This window comes from Candidatus Hydrogenedentota bacterium, from assembly GCA_012730045.1.
In the GTDB taxonomy this organism is placed as follows: domain Bacteria; phylum Hydrogenedentota; class Hydrogenedentia; order Hydrogenedentales; family CAITNO01; genus JAAYBR01.
The window spans coordinates 1-18,109 of the sequence record JAAYBR010000119.1 but is presented as its reverse complement, the minus strand read 5'-3'; the positions used below and the strand labels follow the sequence as shown (position 1 = coordinate 18,109).

General features: G+C 63.6%; 11 protein-coding genes and 1 pseudogene. 4 read left to right on the top strand and 8 right to left on the bottom strand.

Annotated features, from left to right (window positions below; translation table 11 throughout):
- A pseudogene (locus GXY15_13465) lies at positions 1-101 on the top strand (DUF2497 domain-containing protein).
- A 1,283-nt stretch (positions 102-1,384) separates the two neighbouring features.
- On the opposite strand, the gene GXY15_13460 reads toward GXY15_13465, so the two are convergent.
- Together GXY15_13460 and GXY15_13455 are read right to left on the bottom strand one after the other, a co-directional pair.
- Positions 1,385-2,671, bottom strand: coding sequence for a PAS domain S-box protein (locus GXY15_13460; protein NLV42218.1), 1,287 nt, complete (start codon positions 2,669-2,671; stop codon positions 1,385-1,387).
- Between the two features lie 22 nt (positions 2,672-2,693).
- Positions 2,694-3,830 carry a ribonuclease D gene (locus tag GXY15_13455; protein ID NLV42217.1) on the bottom strand — a complete coding sequence of 379 codons (1,137 nt, stop codon included), beginning with the start codon at positions 3,828-3,830 and terminating at the stop codon, positions 2,694-2,696.
- Between the two features lie 1,926 nt (positions 3,831-5,756).
- Between GXY15_13455 and GXY15_13450 the strand changes: the two genes are divergently transcribed.
- Positions 5,757-7,175: a hypothetical protein gene (locus tag GXY15_13450; GenBank protein ID NLV42216.1), complete on the top strand. Its 1,419-nt coding sequence runs from the start codon at positions 5,757-5,759 to the stop codon at positions 7,173-7,175.
- A gap of 131 nt (positions 7,176-7,306) precedes the next feature.
- Here the strand turns inward: GXY15_13450 and GXY15_13445 are convergent, their stop codons facing one another.
- The 5 genes from GXY15_13445 to GXY15_13425 form a co-directional block, all read right to left on the bottom strand.
- Complete coding sequence (locus GXY15_13445) at positions 7,307-8,065, bottom strand: DUF2971 domain-containing protein (GenBank protein NLV42215.1); 759 nt, start codon at positions 8,063-8,065, stop codon at positions 7,307-7,309.
- Between the two features lie 141 nt (positions 8,066-8,206).
- The gene (locus GXY15_13440; protein NLV42214.1) at positions 8,207-11,644 is read right to left on the bottom strand and encodes a hypothetical protein; all 3,438 of its coding nucleotides are present in this window, start codon (positions 11,642-11,644) and stop codon (positions 8,207-8,209) included.
- A gap of 39 nt (positions 11,645-11,683) precedes the next feature.
- The gene (locus GXY15_13435) at positions 11,684-13,777 is read right to left on the bottom strand and encodes a right-handed parallel beta-helix repeat-containing protein (protein ID NLV42213.1); all 2,094 of its coding nucleotides are present in this window, start codon (positions 13,775-13,777) and stop codon (positions 11,684-11,686) included.
- A 137-nt stretch (positions 13,778-13,914) separates the two neighbouring features.
- Positions 13,915-14,694 (bottom strand): hypothetical protein, encoded by a 780-nt coding sequence (locus tag GXY15_13430; GenBank protein ID NLV42212.1) that lies wholly within the window; start codon positions 14,692-14,694, stop codon positions 13,915-13,917.
- A complete protein-coding gene (locus GXY15_13425) occupies positions 14,691-15,680 on the bottom strand; it encodes a hypothetical protein (protein ID NLV42211.1) in 990 nt (329 codons plus the stop codon). The genes GXY15_13430 and GXY15_13425 overlap by 4 nt, the downstream gene beginning before the upstream one ends.
- A gap of 370 nt (positions 15,681-16,050) precedes the next feature.
- On the opposite strand from GXY15_13425, the gene GXY15_13420 reads away from it, so the two are divergent.
- Both GXY15_13420 and GXY15_13415 read left to right on the top strand, forming a co-directional pair.
- Positions 16,051-16,809, top strand: a complete 759-nt coding sequence (locus GXY15_13420; protein ID NLV42210.1) for an FKBP-type peptidyl-prolyl cis-trans isomerase — start codon at positions 16,051-16,053, stop codon at positions 16,807-16,809.
- A 100-nt stretch (positions 16,810-16,909) separates the two neighbouring features.
- Positions 16,910-17,320 carry a response regulator gene (locus GXY15_13415; GenBank protein ID NLV42209.1) on the top strand — a complete coding sequence of 137 codons (411 nt, stop codon included), beginning with the start codon at positions 16,910-16,912 and terminating at the stop codon, positions 17,318-17,320.
- Between the two features lie 9 nt (positions 17,321-17,329).
- Here GXY15_13415 and GXY15_13410 read toward each other — a convergent pair whose 3' ends face one another.
- Positions 17,330-17,764, bottom strand: a complete 435-nt coding sequence (locus GXY15_13410) for a response regulator (protein ID NLV42208.1) — start codon at positions 17,762-17,764, stop codon at positions 17,330-17,332.
- Positions 17,765-18,109 lie beyond the last annotated feature (345 nt).

Below are 18,109 nucleotides of genomic sequence, written 5' to 3'. Positions count from 1 at the left end.
CGCCACCGCCGCCACCGCGGGGTTTGAAACCGCCGCCGCCGCCACCGCCACCGCGGGGACGGAATCCGCCGCCGCCGCCGCCACCACCACCGCCGCCGCCGCCGCCCGCACCGCCGCCGCCGCCGCCGCCGCCGGGACCCGCCGCGAGAACGAGGGAATTCGGATCCACGCTGTACGCCGGCGAGGCGCCGGCCGTGCCGCCCGCACCAGGCGCGCCCGCCGTGGCATTGGAGGAGCCGGCCGCGCCGCCCGTGTTGCCGTTGCTGCCGTCATCACCCACCTGGCCGTAGATAATCGTTGTGCCGCCGATGGACAGATTGGTCAGCTGGCCGCCGCGTCCGTCCCCGGAGCCGGCCCGCGTCTTGGCTGCGGCGCCCGTGCCCACCACTGTGGACCCCTGGCCGCCGCCGCCCACGCCGCCGGTGTTCGCACCGCCCGCGCCGCCCGCGCCGCCCGCACTGGGCGCGTTGCCATAGCCCGCCGTGCCCGAACCGCCGGAGGCGGGCGCACTGCCGCCGGACTGGCCCGCCGTGCCGGAAAGCCCGGAGCCGCCGCCCAGGCCCAGACCGCCGTCATACCCCACCTGGGACGCGGGGTTCGCGTCGCCGCCCGCGCCGCCACCGCCGCCCGAGCCGCCGACACCGCCGCCGCCGCCCTGCCCGCCGACACCGCCGGAGCCCGCCGCGCCGCCCGCGCCGCCCACACCGCCGCCGGCCTTGCCGCGCGACACGTCAAAACTGGCGCCCACGGTCATGTCGCCGGAGGCGGAGATGACCAGCGGACGGTTGCCGAGGACAGTCGTGGCCACGCCGTCGGCAATGAAAACATCGGTGAAATCGAACACCGCCGCCCCGTCCACCACGCGGCCCCGGTACAGGTAGCCGATGGGAAACGAGTCCACCAGAAAGGTCGGCGGAGTCGAGCCGGTGTTGATCTCCACGGTCTCCCCGGGAAGCACCAGCAGGTCGCGGAGGACCCCGTCGCTTTCGTAGAGGTCCGTCAGGTCAGCCCCGGCGCCGAACGCGGCCAGCAATGCGGCCGCAAACAGAAACGCGCCCTGTTGAAGGGCGCGGAAGCGGCGGAGGCAGGAGGTGGAGGGGCGGGGATTGCCCGCACGGAACGAGATGTGCATGTGATGTTTCCTTGGCCTGGATTGAGGAGTCCATGTAATGGCCGCCCGCTTAGGCATGGCTAACCTCCACGCGAAAAACGCGGCAACGGGCTCTGACCACATCTATAAATAAAGGGCGGCCGGCAGGACGTCACACATCAAGCCTGCAAACCCGCCTCACGTATCCCTAGTTTACATGAAAACCCCAGAGAATGCCACAATTAGTCCCCTGGAACGCGAGAATCTCCACCACAGGAAAGAAAAACGCGCAACCTACTGCCGAAAAATGGGTTGTGAATCGGCGTTGGGCGGGGATTCCGGCCGGTCCGGGTCGGGCGGGGCCTCCGCCGCCAGCACCTCATCCACCATGCCCAGGAGCCGCTGGGCGCTTCTCCGGCAGCTGCGCAGGGCGCCGCGCTGGTCGTCGTTGATCTCCCCCATCTCCTCCTCCAGCAGCATGTCGGCGAATCCGAGCAGGGCGGTGATCGGCGAGCGGAGCCGGCGCGCCACGGTGGTGTAGAACTCGGACCGCAGGCTGTTCACCCGCTGAAGCTCGGCGTTGGCCTGCTCCAGGCGCTCCTTGGCCTGCCGCTGGGCCTCCTCGAAGTCCTTCTGCCGCGTGATGTCCTGGAAAACCGCCACGAAAAACTGCCGCTGGTCCCGCATGAACGAGTGGATCAGCATGTAGACCCGGCGCTCGCCGCCGTCCGGAAGCACGATGACCATTTCGCCGCGCCAGCGGCCCGCGCCGCGCATGGCGGCCATCCGGTCGCCGAGCAGCCCGTCGTCAAACAGGAACTCCCTGAACCGCCGGCCCTCGAGCCCGGCGCGGCCCAGGCCGAAAAACTCGCAGGCGGGGGTGTTGGCGTCGGCGACAAACTCGTTCTCGCCGAACACCAGGATGGGCTGCGCGACATGGTCCAGAATGGCGCGCATGGTCGCCTCGGAAGAGGACACGGCGCGCTCGCGGTCCTCGTTGTCCGCCTCCATCTCGCGCAGCAGGCGCCCGAGCTGGGCCATGAGCCACCCGCAGAGGGCCAGGGTGATGAAATTGCCATAGACCGCCATGGAGGACAGGTTGACCCCGCTCACCGCCCAGCCGCCGAGGACGGTGAAGGCGTAGGCCGCGCAGACCACCACGGAACCCCAGCGCGCGTTGGGCGAGTCGGGGGCGTACACATGGCCGCCGAGCAGCAGCAGCAGGAAGAGGGAGACCAGCACACTGTTCTCGCCGCCTGTCAGGGCCACCAGCAGGCAGACCCGGGAGAGGTACAGGGTGAAGTTGACCGGCGTGAAGAACAGGGAGATGCGCCGGGTGTGGAAAACATAGTGCGCCCAGAAATTGTGGAGCAGCGCCGCCAAAGCCGCCACGAAGAGGCTTCCCGCCTGCAGCGTCTCGATGCCGGACACATGCAGGGAGATGACGAACAGATACAGCAGGTAGCGCGTCAGCAGGAGCACCCACTCGATGCGGGACACCGTGGCGAAGCGGGGCGAAAGGCCGCCCCTCTCCTCCGCCCGGAGCGGCTCGTCGGCAGGTTGCTGGCGCGGTTCCATCACGGCGGGAAACAGCCCCCTTCGGTCACTTGGTTTCCTTGAGCACCTTGAGAATGTCGCCGGCGTAGCAGGTCCGGCGGTACGGCCCCAGGGACTGGATCCCCTCCAGGTCCTCCGGCGTGCAGGGACACTTCTCCGCCAGTTCCTTCGCGGCCCTGCGGGAAATGATGACATCGGACTCGACACCGCGAAGCTGCGCCGCCTGTTTGCGCCATTCGAGCAGGGCGTCGTACCGCTGGAGAAAGCCGGGCTTGCCGGTCTGTTTGCGCTCCCCCCGCTTGGGGGGCTTGGGCAGGGGGGCCCTGCGGCCCTTTTCCACCGCCTGCTGGAGGCCGCCGCCCATCCGGGCCAGCGTCTTGTCTGAAACGCCCGGCGCGCGGGTCAGGGGCCCCTCCCCGTCCACGGCGGCCTTGGCGACCAGCAGCAGGGACTGGTTGTTGATCACCTTGAACGGCGGCGTGTCGCGCCGTTTCGCCTCGGACTCCCGCCAGACAAAGAGGGCGCGGAAGATGGCCTGGGCCCGCGGCTCCAGGGCTCGAACCCCCTGGATGGTCCAGAAGGACTCCACGTCAAACTGCCGCACAATCGGGTCCACCTCGCAGCCTGCGGCGAATATCTCCCGCGCCTCCACCATGCAGTCCGCCGCCTCAAGCCGGTCGGCCAGCTGGTCCCGCAGGGGCAGCAGGTACCGCGTGTCGTTGGCGGCGTAGTCCAGCCAGTTCTCCGGCAGGGGGCGGCGCGCCCAGTTGGCCTTTTGGAACTTCTTGGACAGGCAGACCCCCAGCAGGTCCTCCAGCACCGCCGCCAGCCCCATCTTCTTGAACCCCAGCACCCTGCCGGCCCACATGGTGTCGAAAAGGTTGCAGACCGTCCAGTTGTACTGCGTCCTCAGCAGGGCCAGGTCGTAGTCCGCCGAGTGGAAAACCTTCTCCACCGCCGGGTCGGCCAACAGGCCGCCCAGCGGCGACAGGTCCAGCCCGGCCAGGGGATCCACGATAAAATCTTCGTCCTCCGTGGAAAACTGGAGCAGGCACACCCGCTCGCGGTAGGCGTGAAGGCTGTTCGCCTCGACGTCCACCGCAAAGCGCGGCGCGCGCCGCAAGGCCTCATAACACACCGCCCATCCGGCGGCATCGGCTATCAATTGGTACTGTTCAGCCACGGAAACACTTTTCTAAAAGGTTGAATAACTGCCTGCGGCGATTATACACCTCCGGGGGGCCGTGTCCAAATCCCCGAAAACCGGAAAAACCGTCTTTCGCGACGCCTGTGCCCTGCGGGGAGGCAGAACGCGCGCATCCTATTGCTATAAATCACCTTACACCGTTCTGTGGGCGGGGTTGACCCGGTCCGTCAGCCTTTTCCAGCTCCAGAAGCGACTCGTTGGCCCGACCGCGCAGTTCGGGGCCGGCGATGCGGGGGGCCAGCTCCCGAGCCCAATCCCGGTCTATGCGGGTGTAAATGACCGGGATCATGCGGACAAGATACGATTCAACGCGCCGGTTTCTTTTTCCCGAAGAAAGCCGGCAGAGGCAGGCCTCGGCAAACTGCCCAAAAACCGGCATGCAGATGTCACGCGGGGCCGTTTGAAGCGACCTGCACAGATGCTCGAGCGCGTCCGCGCTGCGTACAGGGCTCGGCTCCGTGCTGATGATCTCAAACAGTCGGCGCGCTCTTTGCAGTTGCACCTCTTTTAGTGTCTACTAACATATTTAGTTCTGCCCTTGTCACACAAGCGTAGTATAGTACGCTGGTTCGAGATGCATGGATCCAGAACCAACTGATAAAGGAGCTTGCCCCGTGAGGCCAAGACTAGGCTGTTGAAGTGAAACGAGACTTAATAAGATGGTCGTCCAAATCCCGATGGCCTCAGTTCCCTGTTGGGTCCCGAGAAAACCGGCACCGAAGCAAAGCAACAGAAACTAACGTGACAGTGGGTGTTCGGCTTCGGCGGGTTGGTGCTACTGGACCGCGCGGTCATGAATGCAGCCGTTCGTTCGCCGTAGGCTCATAATCCGTCGGTTTGATAAGGTGCCGCTTGACTCGATAGCCTGAGTGACATACCAATGCAGCAGCTCACAGCTGGGGTCGGGGATTCGTCGGCGACGGACACAACCAATCCCGTGCCCTTCGCCCTCGGCGGCCACCACAATCAGGTTTCGCCCTCGGTCCGGCAACCTAGCCGTCCCCCCGCCTCTTCTGCTCGCAACTACTTCGCATCCACCACCGCAAGCCGCACAACTGGGCACTCGATCGCGTAGCGCAGCGTGTGAAGCATGCCTAGGCCGTCTTGTGACTCCCCAATCCTAACACCCTTTGCAGCCCAATGCGCTGATGTCACTACTGTGGACCACAACCTGCCACATCGCCCGGATACACAGCGGTCGACGTCGCTTTCTGTAGAGAAGAACCTTGCCTTCAATCCCATACACCGCTCTTCGGAATAAAGGGCGACGCCACAGGTATTGCCGGATTGCGCGTCCAGGCAGCTACCGCAGGCCGGGCAGACAAACCTCTCAGGCCATCGAAGCGGGATCAGATACTCCCGCCATGCCGATTCGCCACTGAACCGATGATCGACATCCATCACGTGCGCGGGAGAGTCTCTATGTAGAACACTGCATCATGCAATTGATTCATCACGTATCTACCTATAATGACTATTGACAAGTCGCAGGCTATATGGTATTATGTCCACATGAGCGAATATGCCTACATAGCCGCCCTGCAGAAACGTCGGATTCTTGCGGGAAGGCAGCTGTTACTCGTCGCGCCGGTTCTGCAAGCCGAGAACAGGGGAACGTGTGCCAGGACGCCCGCCACAACTTGGACCGGCGGATTCGGGAATACGGTACTGTCTTGCTCGAGAAAGCCTACATCGATCCGCAGGTGGGATGTGGCTACTACCGAATGCAAAGCCTCCCTAGCACGGTCTCCCGACAGATCTGTCCAGAGCAGCGTAGATATGAGCCGATCTATATGAAGCAGAAGCCAAATAGGACAAACAAATATCGTTATGTCCGTCCTCAGCAGAGTCATTCACGTTACACTATCATTTGTCACGCCCCCAGAAGAAAGGAGTCTATCAGTGGGCAAGAAAAGAAAGCTCTATAACAAAAACAACAGCAATAGGTCTCATTTGGGCAGAGCACCTTCGCGGGAGCTAAGCCCAGGCACAATTCCGCAGACAATAGAGAACCCCTATAACACTCCACGCCAGAGCCCCTTCGACAATAATGATACAAAGAAACTTTCATCGGCACTGAATACTCTTCAGAGTTTCTACTCGCCAGAGTGGCTCTCTCAGCACCATTGTCATCCCGTATATCTCCTATTAAAAGGAAGAGATGCACTGAGTAGCGCCCAACTCTTTATGTTGGGTGACGCCATTGGTAAACTTCGCGAGGTGGATTCAATCTGGCTGGATGCACAAGTGCTCAGAACGAAAGGCGAAGATATAAACAACAGACAGGGTGCATTTTTCGAAATTCTGCAGTCGTATATGCTTATGCAGCCGAATCAAATGGTAGTTCCAATGAAGAAGGACAATCCGGGTGCAGACATCGAAGTGATCTTCAGTGATGGCCGGAAAGCTCTGCTATCATTGAAGAAACACCGCAGGTCTGTGCATGAAGAGCATTTCGCACAAATGTGCCAAGCCCTTGAGGTGTCCATACAACTGCAATTAGAACAACTAAAGAAGAACATTCAGGTTTACATCTGGAGAAACCATGCATACCCGACTGAAACAGAGTGGGCATGCCTTACTGACACGCTGATGGAGTCTATGATGACTTGTTCCGATACATTAACAACTATTCAATCGGGTGGTTGGTCTATAAATCTGCGAGAGATGAGCGATACTGATGGGCGGTTCTACTCGGGAAAGTCATCGTATTATCTGCTGGTGGCGTCTCCATACCATGTGAACGAGCAGCAGAATATGAACTCAAAATTTGATTCAGCAGCAAGCAATCTAAAAAAGCATTTCCCTCACCGCTCCGAATGTGAGGCAAACATCTTGGTGATCGGACTTCCCGAAATGGCTGACGTCGCACAGTGCACACATTGGGCCGAAGACTATTTCCGAGATCACGAGAGCAGTCCCATCGACGCCGTCCTATTTTACCAGCCAGCGTTAGTTCAAGATACGCAAGGGAATGCCACTAGATTGTCGCATTGCGTGGCCCCAGTTCTTCATAAGAATGCGTTATTATGGTTTGAGAAAGGAGCACCCAAGATCAACGTTGTATTTGGAGCGGGAATCTGTAAACAAGCCCCTCTTTGTTTAGTGAATGACAGGAACGAGACAATGCGTCTGCCTAGTGGGTGCGTATACCAGCGGGGCAACGAGTACATAATGATGAAAAACGATTATGGTGGATTCTCGGGGCATCTGTCGAGTCCAGCACCAGGCGTAATGAAGCACGCTGTCCTAAAGCTCCCCGATTCAGATTGTGTGTCCATCCTTTCTGGGTGGTTCGCAGACACAATACAGATTCTCTAGTTGGCCTATGCAACGAATAGCTCTAACACGGCACGACCGAGTTGCTCACATGACTCTAGGAGCAAGAGAATATGTCAATCGCAATTTCCAGTACCTAGTCCTTGAGCTGAGGAGAAGCTGAGATTATGTGTCTAAATGGTAATAGAACAAAAATCTAGCCCAAATGCGCGGCGACTCTTCACCGCCTGGAAGACATTCGGAATCTTCCTCCATTTCCTTAGGCTGCCAAGAAGGAGTTTTCGACCACTTTCTTCCATGAGAGCACCTAGGATCACAGAATTGACCGCATCTTCGTTGAACGTGATCGCAATATTCGATTCATTCATAATGATCAACCTATACTCCTCTTCGTACTGCCAGACATTGGACTTTGTAGTTAGCGCCCTGTTTAGATTACGTATTTTTTCTTCCTTCGTTCCAAAGCAGGATAATTGTGGGTAACTATGGGTATAACTCACAGGAAAGAGTGCGCAGACGCTCTTTGGGTTATTCGTTGGTCTCACACTAATGAAGTCTCTTTTTAGCATATTCGTATTGAAACCGACGCAGTACCCTTTGTGCGCATCGGCATAATGCGACCATAGTAGTATGCATTGTCGGTTAGCGGACATCGAAAACAGGCCGAAACCCTTCAGTAGGTCGCGCGCGATGTATTCTTCGGTTTTGTCGCGTTTACTAGGATTATCTCGTATTTTAGAATATCTTGTTATGTCTTTATTTATTCGTTTTGTTAGGGCTCTCCCCTGTAGATGTGGGTATCTTTCGGAGGCATTAGCTAACCACTCTGATTTAATCTCCTCATCTGTTCCTCCATAGAAGTTTAGAGGGATTCGACAGTCAAAGGGATCATTGAGCTGTGCTGGAGATGAAAAGAACATTTCTTTACTCATAAGAAGTTGTTTCCCGTATCTATCATCCCATGATCGGTATTTGTAGAGAACATCCGGAATTGGCATCATTCTCCCTTTCTATCTTAATGGTTGCGCATTCTGCAGAAGAAATCTTGCTGTTCGTGCTGGCTATGGTCGTGCCTACTCTATCATCTCGCCCCCCATCACCTCCACCGGCCCGAGGAGCCCGGAGGGCTCCAGGGGGGAGTCGGGACGGAAGGGGGTGAGGGTGGACCAGGTCAGGCGTTTGCGTTTGGGCAGGGCGCTGTCGCCGATGAGGCGGTTGATCCAGAGGTTGGCCACCGTGATTTCCAGCTCGTTGCCCTGGGGCCGCAGGAGCCCTTCCGGAATCTCCAGCCGCCAGGGGGCGCACCACGCGACCCCGAGATCGGTCCCGTTGAGCCGCACGGAGGCCATGTTTTTCACCTCGCCCAGGGAAAGGAGGACGCGGCCCTCCGGCGCGTCGCCGGAAGCGTCAAACGTGGTCCGGTAGACGGCCTTGCCGGAGTAGTGTTTGATTCCCGGCTCGGGGCGCTGGCTCCAGTCTTCGAATTTGTCAAAGGTCACCTTTTCCGGCCCGCCCCACTTCGGGTCAAAGGATACCGTCCAAGGCCCGTCAATGGCCGCCCCAGCCTTCGGCCTTTGGAAGTTCCGGACGTTTTCTTGAGGCGTCCCGGCGGGCTTGCGGAACACCACGAAGCCGCTTTGCACGGGTTCCAGCATCAGGAGCAGGCCGGTCCGCCCGTCCGTGTCGGGGAAGAACTTCGGCAGGTCCCGGCGTGCGCCCGTCATGGGATCCCACCATTCCGGCTGGCGGCCCGTCACGCGGAAATGGCATTCCACTTCCAGGGCATGCTCGTTGGGGTTGGCGACAAAGTAGAGATCCGTTTCCCCGTCGCGTCGGTGGATGTACCGCAGGGGGACGCCGGACGAGAAATCGGGCGCCACGCCCATGCCGGACAGGACGCGGGCCGTCGTGTCGTAGTCGGGATACAGCTCGCGCTGCCAGGGGGCGAGGCCCTTCAGGTTCCACGGAGCCATGTCATGCGGCCCCAGGTCCATGACGGGGGTCCATGCGCCGTCCTTTTTCTGCGCGCTGGTCCATTCCCCGTTCGTGGCGATGACCCGCGCGCTTCCATCGGCGAAAATGAGGTGCAGCGCGCCGATGAGCCCGGCGGGGTTGGGTTTGTCATCGCCGTTCCCGGCGGCCACCTCCAGGAAGTTTTCCCCGGGCCGGAGCAGGGCGCCCACCTCCATCACCTGCGTGACGTTGAAGTTGTTCCCCGTGCCCGCCGCCTGTCCGTTCACGAACAGCTCAAAACTGTTGTCGGCGGTCATGAAGGCCCGCGCCGACTGGACGGCGGCCCCGTCTTCGATCTCAAACGCATGCCGGAAGAAGCGTTTTCCAGCGGGCGCGGCAACGGCGGGGCTGCCCTCGGCGTGCCAGATCCACCGGGCCGCGGCGAGCGGTTTCTCCTCGAAAGGCTGGAAGGCGGCGGCGTCCAGGAGGACCCGGCCCTTTCCGACCGCGCGGTCCGGCTCGGACGCCCCTTCCCCCCACAGCCGCGCGGCCAGTTCGTTCACCTCCGCGTCGCACTGCGGATAGTCCGCCAGACTGGGCGATTTGCGCGGCGGCGCTCCAATCACCGTCGCCCCGTTCTCCACCATTTCCATGATCTTGCGGAGGAGGCGGGGCGTCATGGTGTCAAAACGCGGCAGCACGAGCAGGCGGTAGGTCATGCCGTCGGGGAAGACAATCCGGCCGTCCTCCACGGCGGCGCGCTCCAGGAAGACGCCGGGGGCGCAGCCGTCAAAATTGTAGCCCCGCCGGTCCGGAAGGTCTCCGGTCAGTGCGGAGCTGGGCGGGCGGAACACGTGGGGCGCGCCCTCGGGGGCGAGGTAGAGGATGTCCGCGACGAAAAGGCCCCGGCGCAGCAGGTGCTGGCATCGGGCCAGATACTGGTGGTAGGCGTCCGCCATGTCCCACCAGGTCTGCGTGCGCTCCCAGTGGACGCCGTAGGGCCCCATGGTCATGCCGGGGAAGCGGTCGAGCCAGGGCTGCGCCTGGTAACGGTGGAAGGCGAAACGGGTGATCCCCGCGCAGAGGGCCCAGTCGCCCTGGGCCTTCATGGAGGCGGGGTGCTGACGCCAGTCCTCGCCGGGGGCGGCGGTGAAGGCCTCGGCCGCCACCACGGCCTTTCCGGTGGTGTGCGCGGTGGACGCCGCCTCGATGCAGCTGAACTCCGTGGTGAACCCGAAGCCCTTTGACCAGAACTCGCACATGGGCACGTCGGCGACCGCGCCCATCTCCATGTTGGAGCAGGGGTTGAGGTCGTAGGGCTCGCTGGAGAAGGCCAGCCCGCGCTTGGCGGCCAGCCCGCGCAGACGGCCCACATGGTTTTCGATGACCAGCTCCTGCGCGGCCTGCCGCAGGTCCCACAGGAACCGCTCCGTCACCTCCACGCTGTCCACCACGCGGCCCGTGAGGGCGGGCAGAAAGCGCAGGGGGGCATAGCCGCGGCGCTTTTCAAAGGCGGCGGCGAAGTCCGCCGACCAGTTCTGCGCGCCCATCTCCCAGCTGTCGAAATGCAGGGTGGTCAGCCCCCGTCCGGGATTCTTCGGCGCGCCGGTGTGGTCCAGCAGGGTCTCGATGTAGGCGGCGAAATGCGCGTCCAGCGCCGCGGGGTCAAACTTGTCCGACTCCAGCCCGAGTCCGGGCAGGGGCGCGGGGCGGGTGGTCTGGCCGGTGATCGTGCGTCCGAAACGGAGGATGGTCCACGCCCCCTCCGGCGCGTCCCACACCAGCCGCCCGTCCTTCGCGAGCATCGCGGTGAGGTCCACCACCCCGTCCCGGGGCACGCACTGGTCTGCGGGGGCCGCGCCGGGGTCGGCGGGCGCCGTGAGGAAAGGCTTCACGCCGGGCATGGACGAATAGGGATCGCGCCGGTACAGCGCCTTTTCGTCCGGGTCGGCGATCCGCGCGCCCTCCGCCGGGGCGGGAAACGCCAGCACCGCGACATCCTCGTAGAACCCCTCCCAGAGTTTCCGCAACTCCGGCGTGAGCGTGCCCTCGCCGAAATACGGCGTGCGCGGCTTCGGCTGCGGCAGGACGGCGTCAAACCGCCCGGGGCCGCTGAAGGGGGTTTCCGAGGCCACCAGGTGCTGCATGGACTGTCCCGGCTTCACCCACGGCCCGCCGGTGCCGCACCATCCCGGTCCGGCGGCCAGGGCGATCTCCAGTCCCAGCCGGTCCGCCTCGGCGAAGGCATGGCCGAGCATCTCCTGCCACTCCGGCCCCATGAACTCCACGGGGCCGGGCTCCACACCCACGTCCACCTCCATGTAGATCGCGCCGCCGATGCCCGCCGCCTTCATGGCCTCCAGATCCGCCGTAATCCCCTCGCGGGTCAGGTTGCCGTCCATGAAAAACCAGTAGACCCACGGCCGCGCGCTGTCCGGCGGGAAGACGAAGGCCTCCTCCAGCGCGTCCGTGAACGCCGCCGACGCCAGGGACGCGGCAAAAAGCAGCAGCAGCGCCAGTCCCGCGCGCCCGTTAAACCCATGGTGCCACATCATCATGCTGCCCTCCTAGGTGGGGGTGGTTCTTTCAGGAACAGGCTATTGCTCCGCCCGGGCCGCGGCGACTTCCTCCGAGGGAAGCTCCTTCCGGAAGGCGTCCTTGTACAACCCGATCCGTTCAAAGGGGATGACGGGAACGCCCGCCCTCCGCGCGGCAGCGGCGTTCATTGTGAAGTCTCCCCGATCCGGCGCGGCGAAAAGGGACGCGGGCGGGTCCGTCAGGGTGCCTTCCTGCACGACATTCTTGGGGGCGCGCAGGGTGAGCTTGCCGCAGTTGAGGGCGACGTTCCCCTTCAAGTGGTTGCCGTTGGCATTGTCCCAAAGCCCGGAATACACGGGATACCGCGCCGTATAGAGGGCGGGGTCAATGGCGTCCGACTCAATGCGGGGCTTGATGAACTCGCGCCAGCGCTCCTCGCCCCAGGGCGAGAAGCTGACGGCGGCCTCGCAGTCCGAGAACACGTTGTTCAGGAGCAGGTTGTCCTTGCCGCCGTGGATCTGCACGCCGCCAAAGCCGGTCTTGCCCGCCGACGCCTTGTGGAAGATGTTCCCCTCGATGAGCACGCCGGAGATGGCGTCGTCGAGGCGGATGCCCGCCTGGCCGCAGCCCAGCTCCGCGGCCTGGTCGCGCCGCCAGTTGCCGAGGTGGTGCCAGTAGTTGTGGCGGTACACGTTGCCGAGGTAGGTGGGGTCGCCCCACATGTCCGCGCCGCCCTGGTCGTCCGACTCCAGCAGCACGTTGTGGGCCTCGTTCAGCTCGATGAGATGGTCGTTCCCGTTGACCCGCAGGGCGCTGCTGTTGATGTGGTGCATGAGGGTGTGCGACACACGGACGCCGACGCCCCCCGCGAGCACGGCGGGGGTGTAGGTGTGGTCCACCCGGGACAGGTGGTGGATGTGGCAGTTCTCGACGAAGTGCCCGCAGGGCTCCAGGGTCTTCCGGTCGCCGCCGCTGAGGCTGACCCCGCCCCGCCCCATGGAGTAAATGTCGCAGGAGAGCACCCCGTGGTTCTTGCCGCCCGCCACGAGGAAGGCGCCCCCCCCGCAGCGGCGGACGGTGCATCCGGCGAAGACCACGTCCTCGCCGCCGGCCACCCGGACGGCGTCGCCCGCGCCGAGTTCCCAGGTAATCCCGGCGAAGCGGACATGGGCCGCCTGGTCCATCGCCGCCAAGGGCTCCGAAAGGAGGGAAAGCAGCACTTCGGCTTCCGCCGGGTCGGACGGCGGGAGGAAATAGACCACCGCGTTCCGCCGGTCAAGCCACCACTCGCCGGGCAGGTCCATCTCGGAGAAGAGGTTGACGGCGTAATAGCGCGCGCCCTCGCGGTAGCCGTAGGTGTGGGGGGGCTCGGCGAGGGTGACCTCGCGGGTTTCGGGGTTCACGCCGGCGATCCGCTCATAGGAGTCGGCCCAGTCGAAGAACCAGTAGCCGTAGAGAAATCCGTCGGGCTCGGCGGCCCAGCGGGCGTGCCGGGGGTCTTCATACAGAAAACGGCCCGTCTTGCTGCCCTTCATCCCGTGGATCGTGTGGCCGTCCTCCACCAGGGGCCGGCCCGCGGCCAGCATGCCCGTGTTGGGGTAGCGGGCCATCGTCATCGGCTCCCCGTTGAAGAAGAGTTCGGGGACCGGATGCGTGGCGAAGCCGTTGCCGCTGCCCGCGCCGCCCAGGACCAGCGGGGGCATCGGCGCGACGCCCAGGGGCTTCAGGTCCAGGCAGACCACCTTTCCCCGGGCCTCCTCCGGCAGGAGGGCGAGCCGTTCCGCGTCCTCCAGCGGCCGGAAGCCGGACAGCCGGGCGCCGCCCGAGAAGACCGGCACCTCCCCCTTCGCCGCGCGGAACACAACGGGGGCTTCGGGGGTGCCGGAATCCTCCGCACCCAGGGCAAAGGTCTGCGACACGGGGTACACACCCCCATGCACCACCACCTCGGCCCCGTTGTCCGGCAGGGCATTGGCGGCGCGCAACGCTCGCAGCCGGTCCCGCGCGGCCTCCAGCGTGGCAAAGGGCGTTCCCGCCGACCCGTCATTCGTGTCCGCCCCGTCCGGAGAGACATGCAGCGACACCCCCGGCGCGCGGCGGGGCAGCACCTGCTGACCGCTGGGGTCGGACACCGTTGCGCAGGATGCAAGCATTAGTATTGCCGACAGCAACACGCCACTTCCGCCAAGATGAGCCTTCATGTGAACCATCCCTTTCTTAGAGGTCTTCCCAAGGCACCCCGGCGTTTTCACCGGTCGGACACGCACCGACGCGCGCGTCAGGGGAGGTGTCATTGGACAACAAAAGCGCTCTCCAGCACACGAAGCATGTCTTCGGCGGAAAGCGTCCCCCCCCTGCCCCCGCCCGCCAACGCCTGCAGGATTCCCGGCCACTCGGGGGAATCCGCGGGAAAGTGGTCCAGAAACCGCAGCAAGTCCGCGCGGACGGTTTCCGGCACGGAAACGGGTCTGGCCGGCGTCAGAAGCTGGCTGAGCCTGAAGACATCGGTTCGGTGTTTTCGAATGTCCCGTTCATCCACCCCGCAGCCCTGGGCTTTTCTTTCGGTCAGATCAATCCATGCCCTTGCTTTGAGCGGAATGAGACCCTCCGGCTTGAGCATGGGCAGGCCGTCTTCCTCCTGGATATTGTCCCGCACAATCCCATAATACGCGTCGTCCATCAGAATGGCGGACAGGCTGGAGACGTCTTCCCCGCCCGGAATCGGCGTCATTTTCGGGGCTCCCGCCAGGTCTAATCCGTCCGGTTTGCGGGAGAAGAGCTCCAGCATGAACGGGTAGTCCTGTTCACGGGGCTGTGAGAACCGATAGTAGACCCTGCCGCCCGAGCTCGTCTGACGGTTTTCATACCCGCCCGCCCGGACAAACTCCCAAAACCTGCGCTGGAAACCGCCGTCCCGCCCCTCGACCAGCAGAACGATGTCCAGATCCTTGGTCGCCCGCGCCAGCAGGGCTGCCCGCTCAAGCCAGTGCATCGCCGCCACGCCCCCGATCAGGACATAATGCCCGCTCTCTTCGCGGAAATGCTCCTTGAACCGGGCAAGCCCCTTCACCATGTCCGTTGTTCCATCCTGTCCGCAAGCGCCGCCTGCACGCGTTCGTCCGGGTCATCCTTCAGGCTCAACCACAGGGAAAGATCATCCACTGCGGGGCCTGCGGCTGTCAACCGGGGCGCATAGGCCCATCCTTCGAGAAAGAGCGCGGCATCGTCCTCGAACGCCTCCACGACAACGCCCTCTGCGAAAAGGCGTTTCGCCTCCCGGTTCGAAACAGCGACAATCCGTGGGCCGTTATACGCCAGACTCGTCTGGCTGGACAGGGCGGAGAGGCCCGCTTCGGAGGCGGCGCGGGTCCATTCGCCCGCTTCCACGACAAGGTACCGCCTGACAATGGGGGAGCGCATGCGCGCGACGGCGCGCTCCCAGAGCGCGCGCGGCTCCAGATCAAACCGAATCACGCGGGCTCGGCCCCTGGGCACCTTCACACACAACCCAAGGGATTCAAGTTCCCTGACGCCGTGGGTGACAGCCATGGCCGTGTAGCCCAGTGCTTTGGCGACTTCAGCGAGGGGCCGGTCCGCAATCCCGCCGCGCAGCAGGTGCCGAAGCACGATCAGTTGGGCGATCCAGCTCATGGATGTCCTGGGCGGCGGCGGGGCGGCGGCGAAGGTCTCCCGGAAGTCCGCCGCGAACATCGGAAGGAACAGCTGCCTCCCCGGCGTGACAAAGGGGACCCGCGCCTGCACAAGCCGCCTGCGTTCATGGGACTTGAGGTCAGGAATGACCGGAATGACCTCGCCCTCAAGACAGGAGACAAGCACCTGCCGGTCTTTCATCAGGCGGGAAAGTCCCATGCGGGGCGCATCGGCGGGAAACGCGAAAATGACCGCGCGCCCCAGCAGCGTGACCCGCCGCACCTGCCAGGAGCGGCTCAGGTATGCGGGCAAACATGCCGGATCGGCAGCCAACGCGGGCATCGCCTTCGGGCGTTCTCCGGTCACCTGCTCCACATAGTCGGCAACAGCGGTTTCAATGTCCATGGCGCTCCGCCTTCACGAACCTATTTCGCACGATAAAATAACATATTTTGTCGTGCAGTTCAAGTTTTATTTACGATCCTCCCCTTAAAGCGCCGGCCAACAACCCCCTCATTTTTCACACCAGCGCCGCACAGGGTTCACAGAACCCCACCACACGCTTGTCGGAGGGCAATTCTTCTTGGCCCCCTCTCTCCCTCCGTGGCTTTCCCGATGCTGCAAAGGGCGCTGTCTCTTGGCGGAAAGTTGCAGACCGGGTGCGGGGGGGCGTACTGTCTTGGCCAGCAGTTGCCGGAAAGGCGGCTTCCGTGCCGCGCCCCTGTCGGGCGGGAACGCAGGAGCCGGAACGGCAGTCTACCCCGAGGAATTCCCCATGAGAACGTCCCTGATGTTTGCTATGCCGGTAGTCCTGCTGTCCGCCGTGGTTTCCGCGCAGGACGGCGCCAAGGAGAAGAGTCCCGCCGTGCTGGAGAACGACACGGCCAAGATTAGTTACATGATCGGCCTGAAGTTCGGCAGCGATGTGAAGGGCGCGGGCCTGGAGCTGGACATGGCGGCGTTCGGCGCCGCGGTGGATGACATGCTCAAGGACCGCGAGCCGGCGCTGACCCAGGAGCAGATGGCGGAGGTGCAGAACGTGCTGCGCGAGAGGATGGCCGCGAAACAGAAGGAGCTGCAGGAGAAGAGCGACGCGGAGGCGGCGGCGTTTCTCAGCGCCAACGGCGCGCGTCCGGAGGTGAAGACGACGGCCAGCGGGCTCCAGTACGAGGCGCTGACCGAGGGCACGGGCCCCATGCCGAAGGAGACGGACACAGTGAGCGTGCATTACAAGGGCTCGCTGCTGGACGGCACGGTGTTTGACAGCTCCTACGACCGCGGCGAACCGGCGAACTTCAAGGTCAACGGCCTGATTCCCGGCTGGGTCGAGGCGCTTCAGCTGATGAAGGTCGGGTCGAAGTGGAAGCTCTTCATCCCGTCGGAGCTGGGCTACGGCGACGGCGGCACGCGCGGGATTCCGCCCGGCGCCACGCTGGTCTTTGAGATGGAACTGCTGGAGATCAAGGCCTCCGAGCAGCCCGCGGGCGGCGACAATGCCCAGGGCGGCGACAGCCAGACCATCACGATCCAGTAAGTCATCGAGTCAACCAGCAGTCCGCGGGCTGTCCGGGCAGACGCCCGCACAGCCCGCGGATTTGCTTGACAGGGGCCAAAGGGGCCACCGGAGGCACGGAATGGGCGGCGCGGCGGGACGCAAGGCGCTGATTGTGGACGACGAGGCGGACCTCCGCCTGGTGCTGGGGGAGTTCCTGCGGGAGGAGGGGTGGTCCGTGCTGGAGGCCGGGGACGGCGACGACGCCCTCTGGCAGGCCATCTCGAAACACCCCGACGTGATCATTCTGGATGTGACCATGCGGGACCGGGAGGACGGGTTCCGTGTCTACCGGGAACTGAGAGGGGACCGGCGCACCGAACACATCCCCGTCATCTTCCTGACGGCAGTGAACGAGCTGGAGCTGGGCACCCCCCACACGGAGGCGACGGTGGCCGAACGCTTCGGCGTTCCGGAACCGGAGGCTTTCCTGAGCAAACCCTTTGACATGGGGGAGGTTCAGGCAGCATTGGCGCGCATTTTCGGGGAGTGAGGCGGGGAATCAGCGGCGGACGCCGTTCCGCTCGGGGAGGACGTGGGCGTCCCACCAGTCGGTGCGGGACAGGGTCTCCCAGTAGCTTTTCTCGAAAACCAGGGAGAATTTGCTCAGGGTGAAGGGCTTTGAGATGTAGCCGTCGGCCCCCGCCTGGAGCGCCTCGGTCAGGGGGTACATCTCATCAAAGGCCGTCATCACGATGATCGCGATGTCGGGATACTCCTCCCGCGCGCGGCGCGCGAGTTCCAGGCCGTTCGGCCCCTCCGCATAGACGATGTCCGTGACCAGCAGGTCCACGGGGGAGTCCCGCAGGGCGGCCAGCCCCTCGGCCATGTTCGACGCCGTGCCGGCCTCATGCCCGCCCTCGCGGAAGTAGTCGGCGATCATGCCGCTGATTTCCGGCTCGTCGTCCACGACGAGCACACAGAGTTTTCCCAGCATTGTCCGTTCTCCTTGCGCCGCCGCGCGCCCCCCGGCATACGGCGGGTATCCAGGGACATCCTACTCCCCCCGCCCCGTCCGCGTCAATTTCGGTTTACCCGCCGAATCGCCGGATAAGAAACGGTCATGGACGCGTTCCAGGGAGGGCGCGCCGTGGGGATTTCGCGCTGAAAGCGTCGGCGGCAGAAAAGGGGCCCGTTCACCCGTGAGATGTGGAGAACCTGGGGCCTTCCGACAAGAGATTGCCGCGGCGGCCCGGGGCGGCCGCCTCGCAATGACGTGGGGGCACACGTCACCGCAATGACGCGGGGGCACACGTCACCGCAATGACGCGGGGGCACACGT

What these genes read in the sequence shown, in the direction of transcription:
- GXY15_13420 (NLV42210.1), top strand. Translation starts at nt 16,051, where the DNA reads ATGAGAACGTCCCTGATGTTTGCTATGCCGGTAGTCCTGCTGTCCGCC.
- GXY15_13435 (NLV42213.1), bottom strand. Translation starts at nt 13,777, where the DNA reads ATGCTTGCATCCTGCGCAACGGTGTCCGACCCCAGCGGTCAGCAGGTG.
- GXY15_13445 (NLV42215.1), bottom strand. Translation starts at nt 8,065, where the DNA reads ATGAGTAAAGAAATGTTCTTTTCATCTCCAGCACAGCTCAATGATCCC.
- GXY15_13415 (NLV42209.1), top strand. Translation starts at nt 16,910, where the DNA reads ATGGGCGGCGCGGCGGGACGCAAGGCGCTGATTGTGGACGACGAGGCG.
- GXY15_13425 (NLV42211.1), bottom strand. Translation starts at nt 15,680, where the DNA reads ATGGACATTGAAACCGCTGTTGCCGACTATGTGGAGCAGGTGACCGGA.
- GXY15_13410 (NLV42208.1), bottom strand. Translation starts at nt 17,764, where the DNA reads ATGCTGGGAAAACTCTGTGTGCTCGTCGTGGACGACGAGCCGGAAATC.
- GXY15_13440 (NLV42214.1), bottom strand. Translation starts at nt 11,644, where the DNA reads ATGATGATGTGGCACCATGGGTTTAACGGGCGCGCGGGACTGGCGCTG.